This is a genomic window from Acinetobacter sp. AS5 (assembly GCF_048957595.1).
Lineage (GTDB): Bacteria > Pseudomonadota > Gammaproteobacteria > Pseudomonadales > Moraxellaceae > Acinetobacter.
In genome coordinates, this window is the sequence record NZ_JARDAL010000003.1 from 105273 (window position 1) to 119863 (window position 14591).

Annotated in this window: 11 protein-coding genes; 7 read left to right on the forward strand and 4 right to left on the reverse strand. The window is 45.7% G+C overall.

The features are described from left to right. Window positions 1-108: 108 nt before the first annotated feature. The 4 genes from mobA to nirB form a co-directional block, all read right to left on the reverse strand. Window positions 109-735 carry a molybdenum cofactor guanylyltransferase gene (gene mobA / locus PV763_RS02380; protein WP_121979917.1) on the reverse strand — a complete coding sequence of 209 codons (627 nt, stop codon included), beginning with the start codon at window positions 733-735 and terminating at the stop codon, window positions 109-111. Next, the gene (locus PV763_RS02385) at window positions 732-3509 is read right to left on the reverse strand and encodes a nitrate reductase (protein ID WP_253145070.1); all 2778 of its coding nucleotides are present in this window, start codon (window positions 3507-3509) and stop codon (window positions 732-734) included. The genes mobA and PV763_RS02385 overlap by 4 nt, the downstream gene beginning before the upstream one ends. Before the next feature lie 182 nt (window positions 3510-3691). Continuing rightward, a complete protein-coding gene (gene nirD / locus PV763_RS02390) occupies window positions 3692-5302 on the reverse strand; it encodes a nitrite reductase small subunit NirD (RefSeq protein ID WP_253145069.1) in 1611 nt (536 codons plus the stop codon). Window positions 5303-5326: 24 nt separating this feature from the next. Continuing rightward, the gene (gene nirB / locus PV763_RS02395; protein WP_420937307.1) at window positions 5327-7873 is read right to left on the reverse strand and encodes a nitrite reductase large subunit NirB; all 2547 of its coding nucleotides are present in this window, start codon (window positions 7871-7873) and stop codon (window positions 5327-5329) included. Window positions 7874-8376: 503 nt separating this feature from the next. Between nirB and PV763_RS02400 the strand changes: the two genes are divergently transcribed. The 7 genes from PV763_RS02400 to PV763_RS02430 all read left to right on the forward strand — a co-directional run bounded on the left by PV763_RS02400 (window position 8377) and on the right by PV763_RS02430 (window position 14355). Next, window positions 8377-8955, forward strand: a complete 579-nt coding sequence (locus PV763_RS02400; RefSeq protein WP_004280362.1) for an ANTAR domain-containing response regulator — start codon at window positions 8377-8379, stop codon at window positions 8953-8955. 10 nt (window positions 8956-8965) lie between these two features. Continuing rightward, a complete protein-coding gene (locus PV763_RS02405) occupies window positions 8966-9982 on the forward strand; it encodes a CmpA/NrtA family ABC transporter substrate-binding protein (RefSeq protein WP_420937308.1) in 1017 nt (338 codons plus the stop codon). Between the two features lie 246 nt (window positions 9983-10228). After that, complete coding sequence (locus tag PV763_RS02410) at window positions 10229-11173, forward strand: ABC transporter permease (RefSeq protein WP_253114381.1); 945 nt, start codon at window positions 10229-10231, stop codon at window positions 11171-11173. After that, a complete protein-coding gene (locus PV763_RS02415; protein ID WP_420937309.1) occupies window positions 11173-12054 on the forward strand; it encodes an ABC transporter ATP-binding protein in 882 nt (293 codons plus the stop codon). The genes PV763_RS02410 and PV763_RS02415 overlap by 1 nt, the downstream gene beginning before the upstream one ends. A gap of 77 nt (window positions 12055-12131) precedes the next feature. After that, on the forward strand, window positions 12132-13139 hold the full coding sequence (locus tag PV763_RS02420; protein ID WP_420937310.1) for an isopenicillin N synthase family dioxygenase: 1008 nt from the start codon (window positions 12132-12134) through the stop codon (window positions 13137-13139). Beyond that, window positions 13136-14017 carry a hypothetical protein gene (locus PV763_RS02425; RefSeq protein WP_420937311.1) on the forward strand — a complete coding sequence of 294 codons (882 nt, stop codon included), beginning with the start codon at window positions 13136-13138 and terminating at the stop codon, window positions 14015-14017. The genes PV763_RS02420 and PV763_RS02425 overlap by 4 nt, the downstream gene beginning before the upstream one ends. 8 nt (window positions 14018-14025) lie before the next feature. Further along, on the forward strand, window positions 14026-14355 hold the full coding sequence (locus PV763_RS02430; protein WP_004280373.1) for a DMT family transporter: 330 nt from the start codon (window positions 14026-14028) through the stop codon (window positions 14353-14355). Window positions 14356-14591: the final 236 nt, after the last annotated feature.

Consider the following 14591-nt stretch of genomic DNA (forward strand, 5'->3'; position numbering starts at 1 on the left):
AATGGATAACATTTGTTCTTTTTTAGTCCGAAAGTTTGCTCGAAAAATAAAAAAAGCAATATTTTGGTGAACCAGAATATGATAATTCGACTTTTAGCATTTTAAACGCTAGAGAAAGTTAAGCTGTTGATGCTGCTGTAGCTCGTCAAATGAATTAATACTGTGAAAAAACAGGGCACGATTTTTAAAGCTTGCCCGCTGCATGTGCATGTCAGCAAAACAGAGTTTTAAACTGTGCTGATCATTTTCAAGATGTTGTATAAGAGTGGGTAAGCTGCTGCGTTTCATCAGACAGAATGGAAACAATGCCTTTTCATTGATTTCAACTACCGCCACTTCAGATAAAGGATGTCGTTGCAGGGCCTGATGTAAACGTGAAATGACCTTTTTGGGGATATAGGTCACATCACAAGGCACGAACAGCACATAATCAGATTCCACATGTGACCAGGCACTCTTCATGCCCATCAATGGTCCCTGAAAGCCGGGTTCATCGTCCTGATAAAAATCAATCGAAGGAATCATCCGTTTATAAATAGAGTGATCCCGATGGCTATTGACCCAGACTTTGCTTGCCCGGGACTTCAGTTGCTGATGGATTTTAATCAGCTGGATTTCATCATCAAATTTGTGCAGCAATTTATTGATGCCATTCATGCGCCGCGCTAAACCTCCGGCCAGAATCACCACGTCGGTTTCCGGATAAGACACCGTCTTCATCACTCTTCTTTTCATTCTATGCACTCCGTCTGGCAGGCCTTAATCAGGCCTCTAATTTCTGGCAAACACGAACCGCAATTTCCTCCGGCTTTTAGACATGCAGTCACCTGTTTTTCATGCGTGATATTTTTATCTTTAATGGTTTGAATAATTCGGTTCTTGCCGACCTTAAAACAGCTACAGACCAATGCTCCTTCACTATTTCCCATCGACATGGCCTGACCTGCCAGCAATGCTTTACGATGTAATGCACTCAGACGTTCACGTCTAAACAGGCCAGCCACCCAGTCACGATCTGGCAATAATGCCGCCGGTGCGATATAAAAACTGGCAATTAACTGGCCATCCTGAAGAACCACACTATGACTGATATGCGCCGTTTGATCTTCGAGATTCAGCCATTCAAAGCTTTCATCATTAAAGTCTAAGAGACTCTTGATCTGCCCGGTGATGTCAGAAAACCTGCGCCGGTCTGCCAGTTCATAACGGATGGCCTGAGTGGTTTGAATTTTGCTCCACCACACCATATTTTCAATCATGGTCTGGATCTGTTGTTCAAAGCCTTCCCGTACATACAGCACGCCCTGCCACTGAGTATAAAATGGCTGGATCATCACCGGAGTATGCTTAAACTCTGGCTCGCCGGAAATCGGGTCAACCACCGGATTCACCACTTTGCCAATCCGCGCATCGGACGCAAACTGGTCGTTCCAGTGAATCGGTGCAAAAATCTGGCCACGTCGCATATTTTGTGAAAATTGCACACGGAGTACACAACTTCCCCAAGCCGATTTCACCTCGACCAGCTCGGCATCTTTCAGGCCATATTTTAGCGCATCGTGCGGATGCAGCTCACAATAAGGCTCGGCACGATGCTGGGATAAACTGGCAGATAATCCGGTACGGCTCATGGTGTGCCATTGATCACGAATGCGTCCGGTATTTAGGATCAGCGGATATTCAGTAGAAATAGCATGTACCGGATCGGCTGCAACTGTTGGCACCAATCTGGCTTTGCCATCTGCATGGCTAAACTGGCCTTGACTAAATAGTTGACCAACCTGATGAACTTCTTGCTTATCCCAGACTGGCCACTGGATCGGTGCCAGATTATGATATTCTGCAAAACTGAGATGAGTTAAACCTTGCAGGTTGAAATAGCGGAAATTTGGCGTATCTGCGCGTTGCGAAAGTGAACCATTCTGATAGGCAGATAAACGGGCATGTTCCAGAAAAATGTCATGGCTATTGTTAAAGTCAAAACCGCGAAAACCTAAGACCTGAGCCACCCGGGAAATGGCCCACCAGTCTGCTTTGGCTTCACCCGGAGCCGGCAAAAAGGCCTTTTGCCGTGAAATACGGCGCTCCGAATTGGTGACTGTGCCATCTTTTTCGCCCCAACCCAGTGCCGGTAACAGTACATCGGCATATTGCGTGGTATCAGTGTCGAGACAAATATCGGAAACCACTACAAATTCACACTTTTCCAGAGCGCGTTTAACCTGATCTGCATTGGGCAAACTCACGATCGGATTGGTGGCCATAATCCAGATGGCCTTGATTTTTCCGCTTTCCACCGCTTGAAATAAATCTACTGCTTTTAATCCGGGCTGCCGCGCGATGACCGGGCTTTGCCAGAAGTCCTGCACCAGTTGCTGATGCTGCGGGTTCTCCAAATCTAGATGGCTGGCCAGCATATTGGCCAGCCCCCCGACTTCCCGTCCGCCCATCGCATTCGGTTGTCCGGTCATGGAAAAAGGTGCCGAACCGGGTTTGCCTATTTTTCCTGTCAATAAATGACAGTTGATAATGCTATTGGCTTTGTCTACTCCTTGAGAGGATTGGTTTACGCCCATGGAAAACAGGCTCATGATTTTTTCGTTCTGGGCAAATTTCTGAAAAAATAAGGTTAATTTTTCAATAGCAATACCGGTACGTTTTGCCACGCTTTCAAGCGATGACTCTGTCGAGCTACTGGCAAGCGCCTGCTCCAGACCTTGAGTATGGTGTGTAACAAAATCCAGATCGGCATGACCATTTTGCTGAAGATATTGCAACAAGCCATTAAACAGCGCGACATCCTGACCGGGTAAAATGGGTAAGTGTAAATCTGCCGCTTCACAGGTTGCGGTAAAGCGTGGATCAATCACTACCACGAATAAATCCCGCTCTTCTTTGGCTTTCATAATGCGCTGATAAAGCACCGGATGGCACCAGGCGGTATTGGATCCGACCAGAACCACCATTTCTGTCTGCTCAAAATCTGTATAGCTGGCCGGTACCAGATCTTCGCCAAAAGCCCGTTTATGCGCTGCCACAGCAGATGACATGCACAGTCTTGAATTGGTATCAATATTGGCAGTACCGAGATAGCCTTTTACAAACTTGTTCACCACATAATAGTCTTCAGTTAAAAGCTGGCCAGAGACATAAAAGGCGATGCTGTCGCGCCCATACTGATCAATACATTGCTGAAATTTATTGGCAATACTTGAAATGGCATGATCCCAAGTGCTTATTTGCCGCTGTTCTTTTCGACCAGTCATCGGATGCAGAAGTCGGGTTTTTAAGCCAAGTGTATCGGCGAGATGACTGCCTTTAATACACAACTTGCCCAAGTTCGCAGGATGCTGAACATCGCCTTCAATCTGAACCTTTTCACCCATCGAGGTTTGGCTTACGTGCGCGATGACACCACAGCCTACTCCACAATAAGGACAGGTCGTCTGAGTGGTTTTTATTTGGGATTCAGTAGAGCTATGTAGTTCCATAACCGGAATACTATTCATTGCTGCTGCGCTCCTTAATCATCCAAATTCACTTGTTTCACCAAATCTCTGATATCTAGCTTTTACAGGTTTGATTTAAATTTTTTCTATGTCTCAAAAGCTTTAATCCTCCCCAACCCTCCTTTAATAAAGGAGTGAGGGTCCCCTTTTTTCCAAAGAGGGGTTGAGGGAGATTGATCCGATTACCCTGCCTTTTTTAATGCAAAATCCCGACCAAAAAGCAGTTTGCTGCGGATATTACCAATTGGTGTCTGGTCTGCAATCAGTTCTGCATACCAAGCCCCATCTTCAGTATCACCAAATAGCACCGCACCAATGACCTTGTCCTGCTGGATGATGATCCGTTTATAAATCTGACGTTTTTCATCATTCAGCACGATATCTTCAAAATCATCCTGAGGTTCAAAATTGCCGGCAGAGAAGACATCACATCCGCTAACCTTGAGCTGGGTCGGAACAGTCGGTGCCTTAAAGGTCAGTCGGCCATGTTCAGCCAGATGCGTCGCACAGATAAAGGCCTGTCCCCATAATGGCTCAACCAGTCCAAAGGTCTGACCACGATGCTCAATACATTCACCCACTGCATAAATACTCGGGTCATAGGTTTGCATGGTGTCATTCACCAGCACCCCACGATTGCAGCGCAAGCCAGCCTGTTCAGCCAGAGTTTTATTTGGTCGAATCCCGACGGCAAAGACCACCAAATCGGCATCCAGCACTGTCCCGTCTTTTAAACGCAGTTGAGTCACGTGACCATCAATACCGAGCAGCTCTTCGGTGTTGGCTTCGGTAATGATCCGGATACCTTTGTCTTCAATTGATTTCCTCAGCATTTGACTGGCTTTCATATCCAGCTGACGATCCATAATACGGTCCATCAGGTGCAGCACAGTCACATTCATTCCCTGCTGCTTCAGTCCATAAGCTGCTTCCAGTCCCAGCAGACCGCCCCCAATCACGACGGCGTTTTGCTTGGTTTTGCAGTAATCCAGCATGCGGTTAACATCCTGAATATCCCGGAAGCTAATCACGCCTTCAAGTTCAGCACCTGGAATTGGCGGCACAAAGGGTTTGGAACCGGTCGCGAGGATCAGACGGTCATAAGCAACGACTTCGCCTTTTTCGGTATGAACCTGCTTACGTGAACGGTCGATAGAGATTGCAGCATCTCCAGCTATGAATCGAATGCCTTTTTCGGCATACCAGTCGGCTGAATGCAGCATAATTTCGGCAAAACTTTTCTCACCAGACAATACCGGTGACAACATGATCCGGTTGTAATTGCCCCATGGTTCCTCCCCAATTACGGTCATGTCATAACGATCTGGCGCCATATCCAGCAAGTCTTCCAGACAGCGCATACCCGCCAGTCCATTCCCGACCAGTACCAGTTTTAAGCGCTCTGTGTTTTGACCATTACTGGAAATATAAGTCTTTTGTGCGGTTGGACTCACCAGAACTTTGCCATTTTCAATTCGGGTTGGAAATACCAGTAATTTCTGCTCTTGTTCTTCCAGACAACGACCGGTCACCAGACTGAAATGCTGCTTGTAAATTGGGGATGCGACTACACGCTCACCTTGCAGATCACCCAGAATGCCACGTGCCATGACATTGGCCAGACTAAACGGATCCTGATTGCTGAGTGCATAAACCCGCTGTTCCTGACCCACGCGAAAAATTGCAATCTGCTGATCTTCAATCAGGGCTGCCACACCGGTATTCGGAGTGATCTCATCCAGATTGCAGACTTCATACCAGTTCAGTTCGTTCATGTCTTTTAAAATTGTCATTTTCATTCTCCCTGACTGTGGTATTTAGGCTTCAACCACTGGAATACGGTTTAAATCACGTTCAGCTTCTGTCTTTGGACGAATCTGGCCACGTACAGGCGCAAACTGAATATGCGGGTCATTCTGCTCGGCTGCTTTGGCATTAATAAAAGTCTTAAAGCGTTTGCGTACTTCAGGATCTTCAATCGCGGTGCGCCATTCATCCTGATAAGTGCCAATCACATGCTGCATACGGTTTTCCAGTTCAGCAGCAATGCCTAGTGAATCATGCACAATGACATCTTTCAGATAGTCCAGACCGCCTTCCATATTGTCACGCCATACGCTGGTGCGCTGCAGACGGTCCGCCGTCTGGATATAGAACATAAAGAAGCGGTCGATATATTTGATCAGTGTGGAAGTATCCAGATCCGAAGCGAGCAGTTCAGCATGGCGCGGTTTCATGCCGCCATTGCCGCATACATATAGATTCCAGCCTTTTTCGGTGGCAATGACACCGACATCCTTGCTCTGTGCTTCTGCACATTCACGGGTACAGCCGGATACTGCCATTTTGGTTTTATGTGGTGAACGCAGGCCTTTATAACGGTTCTCCAGAAAAATCGCCAAGCCGACAGAATCATCGACTCCAAAACGGCACCAGGTACTGCCCACGCAAGATTTCACCGTACGTAGGGATTTGCCGTAGGCATGTCCGGACTCGAAACCGGCATTGATCAGTTTTTCCCAGATTTCAGGCAGTTGATGTACCTGCGCGCCAAACATGTCAATTCGTTGTCCGCCCGTGATTTTGGTATATAGACCATAATCTTTGGCGATCTGACCGATGGTAATCAGGCCATCCGGAGTAATCTCGCCGCCTGCCACACGTGGCACAATCGAATAGGAACCATCTTTCTGGATATTGCCGAGGTAGTAGTCGTTGCTATCCTGCAAACCGGCATGGCTAGGTTTTAGGACAAAGTCATTCCAGCAGGATGCCAGAATATTGGCTACAGTCGGTTTGCAGATATCACAGCCCATCCCATGACCATGTTGCTGGATCAGGTCAGAGAAAGTCTTGATTTCATGCACACGAACCAGGTGATACAGTTCCTGACGTGAATAGGCAAAGTGTTCACACAGGTGATTGTTCACCGTGACACCCTGACGCTGTAATTCAGATTTGAGAACCTGCGTTACCAGTGGCGCACAGCCACCGCACGCTGTTGCAGCCTGCGTGCATTTTTTCAATGCACCCAATGAAGTTGCACCGCCATCAATGGCTGAACAGATATCAGCTTTAGAAACGTTATTACATGAACAGATGGTCGCACTGTCAGGCAATAAATCGACACCACTACCACCTGATTTGGAGGTTGACTGATCAAAGCCCGGTATGATCAGGCTTTCCGGTTGCTCCGGTACAGCCAGACCATTCAGCATCATTTGCAGGAGATCACTATATTCTTTGGCACAGCCCACCAGCACCGCGCCCAGCAGCCTGGTCTTATCTGCTGACACCACGATTTTTTTATAAACCTGCGCGGCTTCATCAGCATAGAAATAGCTCAAAGCACCTGGGGACATGGCATGTGCATCACCAATAGAAGCAACATCCACGCCCATCAGTTTGAGCTTGGTACTCATGTCCGCACCAGCGAATGCATGACTTTCTTGGCCTAGGACATGTTTTGCCGCGATCCGCGCCATGTCATAGCCTGGTGCAACCAGACCATAAATTTTATTGTCCCAAAGTGCACATTCACCAATGGCATAAATGTCCGGATGTGAGGTCTGGCAATAATCATTAATGATAATGCCGCCACGCTCACCAATCAGTAAACCACTTTGGCGCGCCAGTTCATCACGCGGACGAATGCCGGCCGAGAACAGGATGATATCGGTTTCAAGCACCGAACCATCTCCGAACTTCATTACATGCTGAGTGCTGTCACCATCTTCAATACTTGACGTGGCCTTTTGAGTATGTACCTTGACACCAAGGTCTTCAATTTTAGAGCGCAGTACCCGGCCGCCCAGATCATCAATCTGCACCGCCATCAGACGCGGAGCAAATTCTACGACATGGGTTTCCAGATTCAGATCTCGCAGGGCTTTCGCTGCTTCCAGCCCTAGCAAGCCGCCGCCAATCACTACGCCAGTTTTGGCATTCAGACTGGCTGCACGAATGGCATCCAGATCTTCAATGGTACGATAAACAAAGCAATTCTGACGGTCATTGCCCGGGATTGGTGGCACAAAGGCATAAGAACCGGTAGCGAGAATCAACTTGTCAAAACTCAGCACATCACCCTGGCTGGTGGTGACGGTTTTATGGAGCTGATCAATTTCAACCGCTTTAGTATTAAGTCGCAAATCAATGCCATAAGCATCGGCAAAATCACTACGACACAGACTCAGATCCTTGACCGACTTGCCGCTGAAATATTCGGTCAAATGTACCCGGTCATAAGCTAAATGTGGCTCTTCTGCCAAAATGGTCAGCTCAATGTCATCACCGGCCTGTTCCAGTACAGATTCGATGAATTTATGCCCCACCATGCCATGCCCAATCATGAGAATTTTCATATCTGCACTCCAACTATTGTTTTTTTAAAGATGATAAAAAGCCGCATATCACGTCTAGGCATTGATATGTCTGCTGATTGAATATGTTGTAAATACCGCAACCCAGCACTTTGTAATGCTGGAGGAAGGGTTGAAACGCTTGTGCGTTTTGTATTGCTGAACAACTGACCATGTCATTTATCCTGTGCTGAACGAAATACCAATCACATTTTTTGAAAATGCAATTACGATCAGAACGGACATCGTTGGCCGTTGTTAGTATTGAAAGTCATCTTTGACGATTTAATAAATGCAGAAACCGTGCCAACTTTTTTAATAGAAAAATGCCTTGTTTCAGGCAGATGATCTACCTAAACGCTTCATTTTGATCAGCCATCAGCTGAAATCCCTAAAGCTATGCACTAAATTGAACAGAAAAATAGAATTTTATGCACCAATTTAATGGCATGTTTTTTGCTTTACTCCTGCTTGAATATTCCTTAGGCCTTACTTGAAAATATTCCATGTCCAAATTACGAATTGCTCTTATTGATGATGATCTGGAGCGCGCCCAATTCATCCAGGAATCCTTACTTTCACATGATTTTCAGGTGGTGGCCTGTTTAATCCTGAATGACCTGAATATGGTACATGTTAAGGGTATTCATGCAGATGTGATCCTGCTGAATATGGATCATCCGCATCGGGATATTATTGAAAGCTGTGTCAGCCAATATGAACTTCCGACCGTGCTGTTTACCCAGAACTCCAATAAAGACACCATCAAAAGTGCGATTGATGCCGGAATCACGGCTTATATTGTCGATGGTATTGATCCCACCAAACTAGAAAGCATTCTGGAAATTTCAATTGAACAATTCCGCAAACATAAAAAGCTGCTGAACGATTTAAAAGAAACCCAGGACAAGCTGATTGACCGTAAAGATATCGATAAAGCCAAAGCCCTGCTCATCCAGCTGCATGCCTTAACGGAAGAACAAGCCTTTGCTTTATTGCGTAAAAATGCCATGAGTCACCGGATTACCATTGGTGAAATGGCCAGACGCTTACTGGATGCACAGAAGCTGTTACTGGGCCAATAAGGAAAAGCATATGTCCACATTAGAAAAAACTGAACTCAATATTGGCTATATTCCTTTACTTGATTGTGTCGCCATTCTCTGGGCCGAAAAACAGGGGTATTTTTCCGAGCAAGGATTAACCATCAATTTAATCCGCGAAGCCTCCTGGTCAAGTTTGCGTGACCGTCTGGCCTATGGCTTTCTGGATGCTGCACATTCCTTGTCTGCCATGTTGCCCGCTGCTGCCCTGGGCACAGACCAGTTACAGGTGGCTTTACAAACCCCTCTAGTACTGAGTGTGAATCAGGCTTTTATTAGTCTGCGCCAAGATCTGTGTTATGAACTCGGTATCCAGCCTGAGGATGATGAACAGATTACCTCAAAGAAACTGGTACAGGCTTTACAACAGAATCATTCCATCAATCTGGCCTATGTGTATAAATATTCGATTCACCATTACTGTTTAAAAGAATGGCTGGCGCTGACTGATCCACAACTGGCCAAGAATATCCAGCTGATGACCTCTCCACCGCCTTCCATGGTAAAAGGAATCGCGGAACAGGTATTCGATGGCTTTTGCGTGGGAGAACCCTGGAATATTCAGGCCAAACTTGAAGGCTATAGTTTTATCGTCGCGGCGAGCCAGAATGTCATTCCAAAAGTTGCCGATAAAGTCTTGGCCATGACCCAGGAATGGGCAGAACAGCATCCATTTACCGTAGAGGCAGTGGTCAAGGCAGTACAAAAAGCGCAGGATGATTTAAAGCAGCGCCCTGATCTTTCCGAAGTCTGGGATATGTTAGTCGATTATCAGATTATTCAGTTTGAATGTTCCGCCCAGCGGCATGTCTATGACTTTTACAAGATCAAGAATATTATCCGGAATTTTGTTGGGAAAAGTGCCCAACCGAAAGTCGATGATTTTATCTGGCTTCTGCAGCAGATGCAGAAATGGGAAGATATTGAAATGACCGTAGCCGAGAAAAAACAGATTGCAGAACAGTGCATCTATAGTTTGCAAAGCCAGCATGCAGACATTATTGGCTAAATGATGTTACTGAAAAAAGAGGCCTGATTTTTCAGGTCTTTTTCATTGAGTCTATTTTCCAGAAAATGATTAAAAAATCTCTGCATTCTGATCTAACTTCTTGAATATGATTAAGAGTTGTCTGCTAATTTTTGCTATAAAAATAAGTCCTTTTTAAAGTCATTTCAGGATTTGGGATGAAATGGCATCCATTTTGCTTAATCAGTATTACGTTTTATAAAAATTGTAATATTGAGGGGCAACACTATGAGTTACGTTGCGCGTGAACTCAGTCAAAGAAATAAGTTACTGTTTGGCTTGGGGTCGTTTTTAATACCAATTCTGATCTGGTGTGCAGTCAGTTATTTGCCATTTATCTGGCATCCACAAGTCCAGATTACGGATTCAGGTAGTGTTGCCTATTTACAGGTCGAGAGTCGTATTGATAAAGACCAGTTTTTTTCTGCTGCGCAGTCTGCGGTAGATCAGGGTCTGGCTCCGCCGCAGGGTATTCTGGTCAACCCGATTTATCTGCCTGCACCGCATCAAGTGGCAATTGCACTGATCACAGCTTTTACCACGGAGCCTACCCAAGCCAATGCACCCTGGTTTCATGAAAGTCTGTGGCACAGTATCAAGTTGGTCTTTACCGCGTTCTTTATTTCTTCCTTGGTTGGTATTCCACTCGGTATTTTATGCGGATTTTCAAATAAAATTTCCCAGCTGACCGAACCCTTTGTTGAGTTTTTCCGCTATTTACCTGCTCCCGCCTTTGGTGCACTGGCAGTGGCAATTCTCGGAATTAATGATGCACCCAAAATTGCCATTATTGTGATAGGAACCCTGTTCCAGCAAATCCTGATCATTGCCAATACCACACGTCTGGTGGATCGCAGCCTGATTGAAGCCGGTTTTACCTTGGGCACCAATAAACTGAAAAGCCTGTTGCATGTGGTGATTCCAGCGGCCCTGCCTGAAATTTACCGCAATCTGCGTGTGCTGCTGGGTTGGGCATGGACATACCTGATCGTAGCAGAATTGATCGGCAGCACCTCCGGAATTACCTGGTTCATTACCCAGCAAGCCCGTTATCAGAACTTTGATAATGTCTTTGCCGCGATCCTGATTATCGGGGTGATTGGTCTGCTGTGTGATGTGATCTTGATGAAATTGGGACAACGCTTATTTAAATGGAAACCGGGAGCTAACTGATGCAAAACACTAAATTTAATACCCGCGAATACTTTGACAAGATTTATAGCCGTCCGGTGATTTTGGAAGCGAAGCAACTGACGCAAAAATTCAGTCATGGCAAAACCGAGCGTACGGTTTTAAATGCACTAAATTTGAAAATTCATAAACGTGAGTTCATCTGTGTGATTGGGCCTTCCGGTTGCGGCAAGTCAACCTTTAGCCGTGTAGTCGCCGGTCTGGATCCTTATAGCAGTGGTGAGATTCTGGTGGATGGCCAGCCGATTACCGGCCCAAGTCCAGAGCGTGGCATGGTGTTCCAGGGCTATACCCTGTTTCCATGGAAAACCGTCAAGGAAAATGTCATGTTTGGCCCGCGCATGAAAGGCCAAAGTAGTGCAGCGGCCGAAGCGCAGGCACGTGAATGGATCAATATCATTGGTCTGGAAAAGTATGAAAACCAGTATCCGCATGAGCTGTCTGGCGGGATGAAACAGCGTGTCGCGATTGCCCGGGCTTTGGTCAATGAACCGAAGATCCTGTTGATGGATGAACCCTTTGGAGCACTCGATCCGCATACCCGGCAAAAAATGCAGCGTCATCTGATGGATCTTTGGCAAAATATCGACATCACCATCATTTTTGTGACTCACGATATGGATGAAGCCATTTTACTGGCCGACCGTATTGTGGCGCTGAAAGCCAATCCGGGTGAAATCAAGGAAATTATCGAAGTTGATCTACCTCGTCCACGCCATCCAGACGTCATGCTTAGTCCTGAATTTAAACAGTTAAGACAACGTGTCGATTATCTGGTGCATGCTGAAGAAGATGAACTGGATCCGGCACTGGCAGAACTGCCGGTCATTCCGCGTATGACCAAGGTCAGCAGCAATAAATAATCTTATCCAAAATGCCTTTGGGACGACCCGAAGGTTTTAATCGCTGTGTTGGACGACCAACATTAGAGGTGATTATCATGCAAGCGCAATATGTACTCCCACTGGTTGATATTTCAAAATTACAAAGTCCGGATTTAGCCGATCGTATTGAAGTTGCTCATGCTGTGGATCATGCCTGTAAAGAAGTCGGATTTCTTTATCTGCAAGGTAGCCAGTTTAATTCTGATTACGCCAAAGCCCTGATTGAAATGGCCCAGTCCTATTTTTCTCAGGATCTGGACACCAAAATGCAGCACTATATTGGAAAATCAAAAAACCATAGTGGCTATGTGCCGATTGGCGAAGAACAGTTTGCCGGCAACAGTTATGATTTAAAAGAAGCCTATGATGTCAATTATGATTATCAGGGGGTAAGAAAAGACTGTCCTTTACTTGGCCCCACCTTATGGCCAGACCATCCGGATTTCAAGTCTATTGTCAGCCAATACTATAGTCATCTGCGTGAGATCAGCCGGCAGATTTTTTCTGCCTTTGCACTGGCGTTGGGCGTTCGTGAGGACTTTTTTGAAAGCAAAATTACTGATGCACCAAGTCAGCTACGCTTGATTCATTATCCTTATAATCCGGAAGTGAAAGACGCCGAAGGCATTGGCGCACATACCGATTACGAATGCTTTACCTTGCTGTTACCCACCGCACCCGGCTTACAGGTTTTGAATAAAGCCGGTGAATGGATCGACATTCCCCTGATTGAAAATACACTGGTGATGAATATCGGGGACATGATGGAAATTCTATCCAATGGTAAATATCTCGCCACCAAGCACCGCGTGAAAAAGGTCTCGGAAGAACGTTATTCATTCCCGCTGTTTTGCGCCTGCAATTATGACACCGTGATTGAACCGGTTATTCACACTGAAAATTCCAAATATTCTGCCCTGATCGGGGGCGAGCATCTATTTAATCAGACCGCCCAGACCTTTCAATATTTAAAACAGCGCGTCGCTAGCGGTAAGCTGGTCTTAAAAAATGCTGTACCACTTTCTTCTTTTGGACTTGAAGAACAGGCGGAGGTAGCATCATGAATCTGTTGGAAGTGATTAAAACTTTAAAGCCGACTATCCCTCAGCCAGAGATTATTCCTGACTTTTTATATGGGGCATTTCGGCGTAAAAGCATCAGCTTTTTTAATGGTCTGACCGATGAAAATACCATTGTGTACTGGTTTCAGTCGCGCAGTTTTACCATTGATCTTCGTTTAAAAAGCCAGATAGAAACTGCTGTTCAGGAACGCCAAGGCTGGATTGGCAATACACTTTGGGATAGTGCCAGCCAACTCTTGTCCTGGGAAGTGAAAGACTACGCCAATTACCAGAATCATGTGCAATGGCCGGAACCAGCCAGGTTACATGCGATTGGCAACTGCATTCTGGAATTTTCTCCAAGTAATGTTTATGTCGAAGACTGGCGCCAGCAGGTACAGCACGGTTTATTTTTAGGCCTGCGTCTTCAGTCTGCACTTGATGTTCAATCTGGTCAGACACTGGAAATGGATGGTGGCCTGATTATTTGCGCTGATCATATTGCCTATGCCCTGACGCGTTTGCCTGAAGTGCAAAGTGCAGTAGCTCAAATGGACTTGAAGGCTGTCGATCCGACCGTGTTTGCCTTGTTGGAAAGTTTTGAGGTTTCTATCGGAACTGATGGTCAAGCTAAAACTTACAGCACCCGCACGAGCGAAATAGGCAAAGCCTTTAACCTGGAAAATTTTGAAGTTCTCAATGAAGGCAGTCTGGTTCAGCATGTGGTTCTTGATGACTGTGAAATTGACCTGTTTTTTGAGCTGGATATATACCAGCCGGATTACCAATTTCAATATGCGACCCCCACGACTACACAAGCTGAAAGCTGGCTGAAGTCAGAACAGGATCACCTGATGCAGCATGCAGAACGGGTGTTATAGGGAGAAATATGTCTTTTTTATATCTTTCGATTGCCATTATTGCAGAAGTCATTGCCACTTCTGCATTGAAAGCTTCCAATGGTTTTAGCGTGCTCTGGCCTTCACTTGCCACCATTGCCGGTTATGCCGTTGCCCTGTTTTTCCTATCACTGACCATGAAAACCATTCCGATGGGCATTGCCTATGCAATCTGGTCTGGTGCTGGCATTATCTTGATATCAACGGTTGGCCTCTTGGTGTTTAAACAGCAACTGGATCTTCCCGCGCTGATCGGGCTGGCGTTTATGATTATTGGCATTATTTTTATCAATGTCTTTTCTAAAAGTACGCAGCTTTAATTTTTAAATATTAGCGTTCTTTCATAAATCAAAAATGATCATTCTATTCATATTTAAATGGATATTGAAAGTTCCTTTCTCCTCTGGAATGAGAAGCATTGCTTCGTAAGAGGATGAGGGGATTTCTTAGAAAGAACCTCTCCCTAACCCTCTCCTACAAGGCATAGGTATCTACACATCTATGAGATACCTAATGCCATTGTGGCTATCTCATTGAGTTCATCTATTGAATATTC

Excerpts from the sequence above, each read along its gene's own strand:
- PV763_RS02430 (WP_004280373.1), top strand. The coding sequence starts at position 14,026 with ATGTCTTTTTTATATCTTTCGATTGCCATTATTGCAGAAGTCATTGCC.
- PV763_RS02420 (WP_420937310.1), top strand. The coding sequence starts at position 12,132 with ATGCAAGCGCAATATGTACTCCCACTGGTTGATATTTCAAAATTACAA.
- PV763_RS02400 (WP_004280362.1), top strand. The coding sequence starts at position 8,377 with ATGTCCAAATTACGAATTGCTCTTATTGATGATGATCTGGAGCGCGCC.
- PV763_RS02425 (WP_420937311.1), top strand. The coding sequence starts at position 13,136 with ATGAATCTGTTGGAAGTGATTAAAACTTTAAAGCCGACTATCCCTCAG.
- PV763_RS02410 (WP_253114381.1), top strand. The coding sequence starts at position 10,229 with ATGAGTTACGTTGCGCGTGAACTCAGTCAAAGAAATAAGTTACTGTTT.
- nirB (WP_420937307.1), bottom strand. The coding sequence starts at position 7,873 with ATGAAAATTCTCATGATTGGGCATGGCATGGTGGGGCATAAATTCATC.
- PV763_RS02415 (WP_420937309.1), top strand. The coding sequence starts at position 11,173 with ATGCAAAACACTAAATTTAATACCCGCGAATACTTTGACAAGATTTAT.
- nirD (WP_253145069.1), bottom strand. The coding sequence starts at position 5,302 with ATGACAATTTTAAAAGACATGAACGAACTGAACTGGTATGAAGTCTGC.
- mobA (WP_121979917.1), bottom strand. The coding sequence starts at position 735 with ATGAAAAGAAGAGTGATGAAGACGGTGTCTTATCCGGAAACCGACGTG.
- PV763_RS02405 (WP_420937308.1), top strand. The coding sequence starts at position 8,966 with ATGTCCACATTAGAAAAAACTGAACTCAATATTGGCTATATTCCTTTA.
- PV763_RS02385 (WP_253145070.1), bottom strand. The coding sequence starts at position 3,509 with ATGAATAGTATTCCGGTTATGGAACTACATAGCTCTACTGAATCCCAA.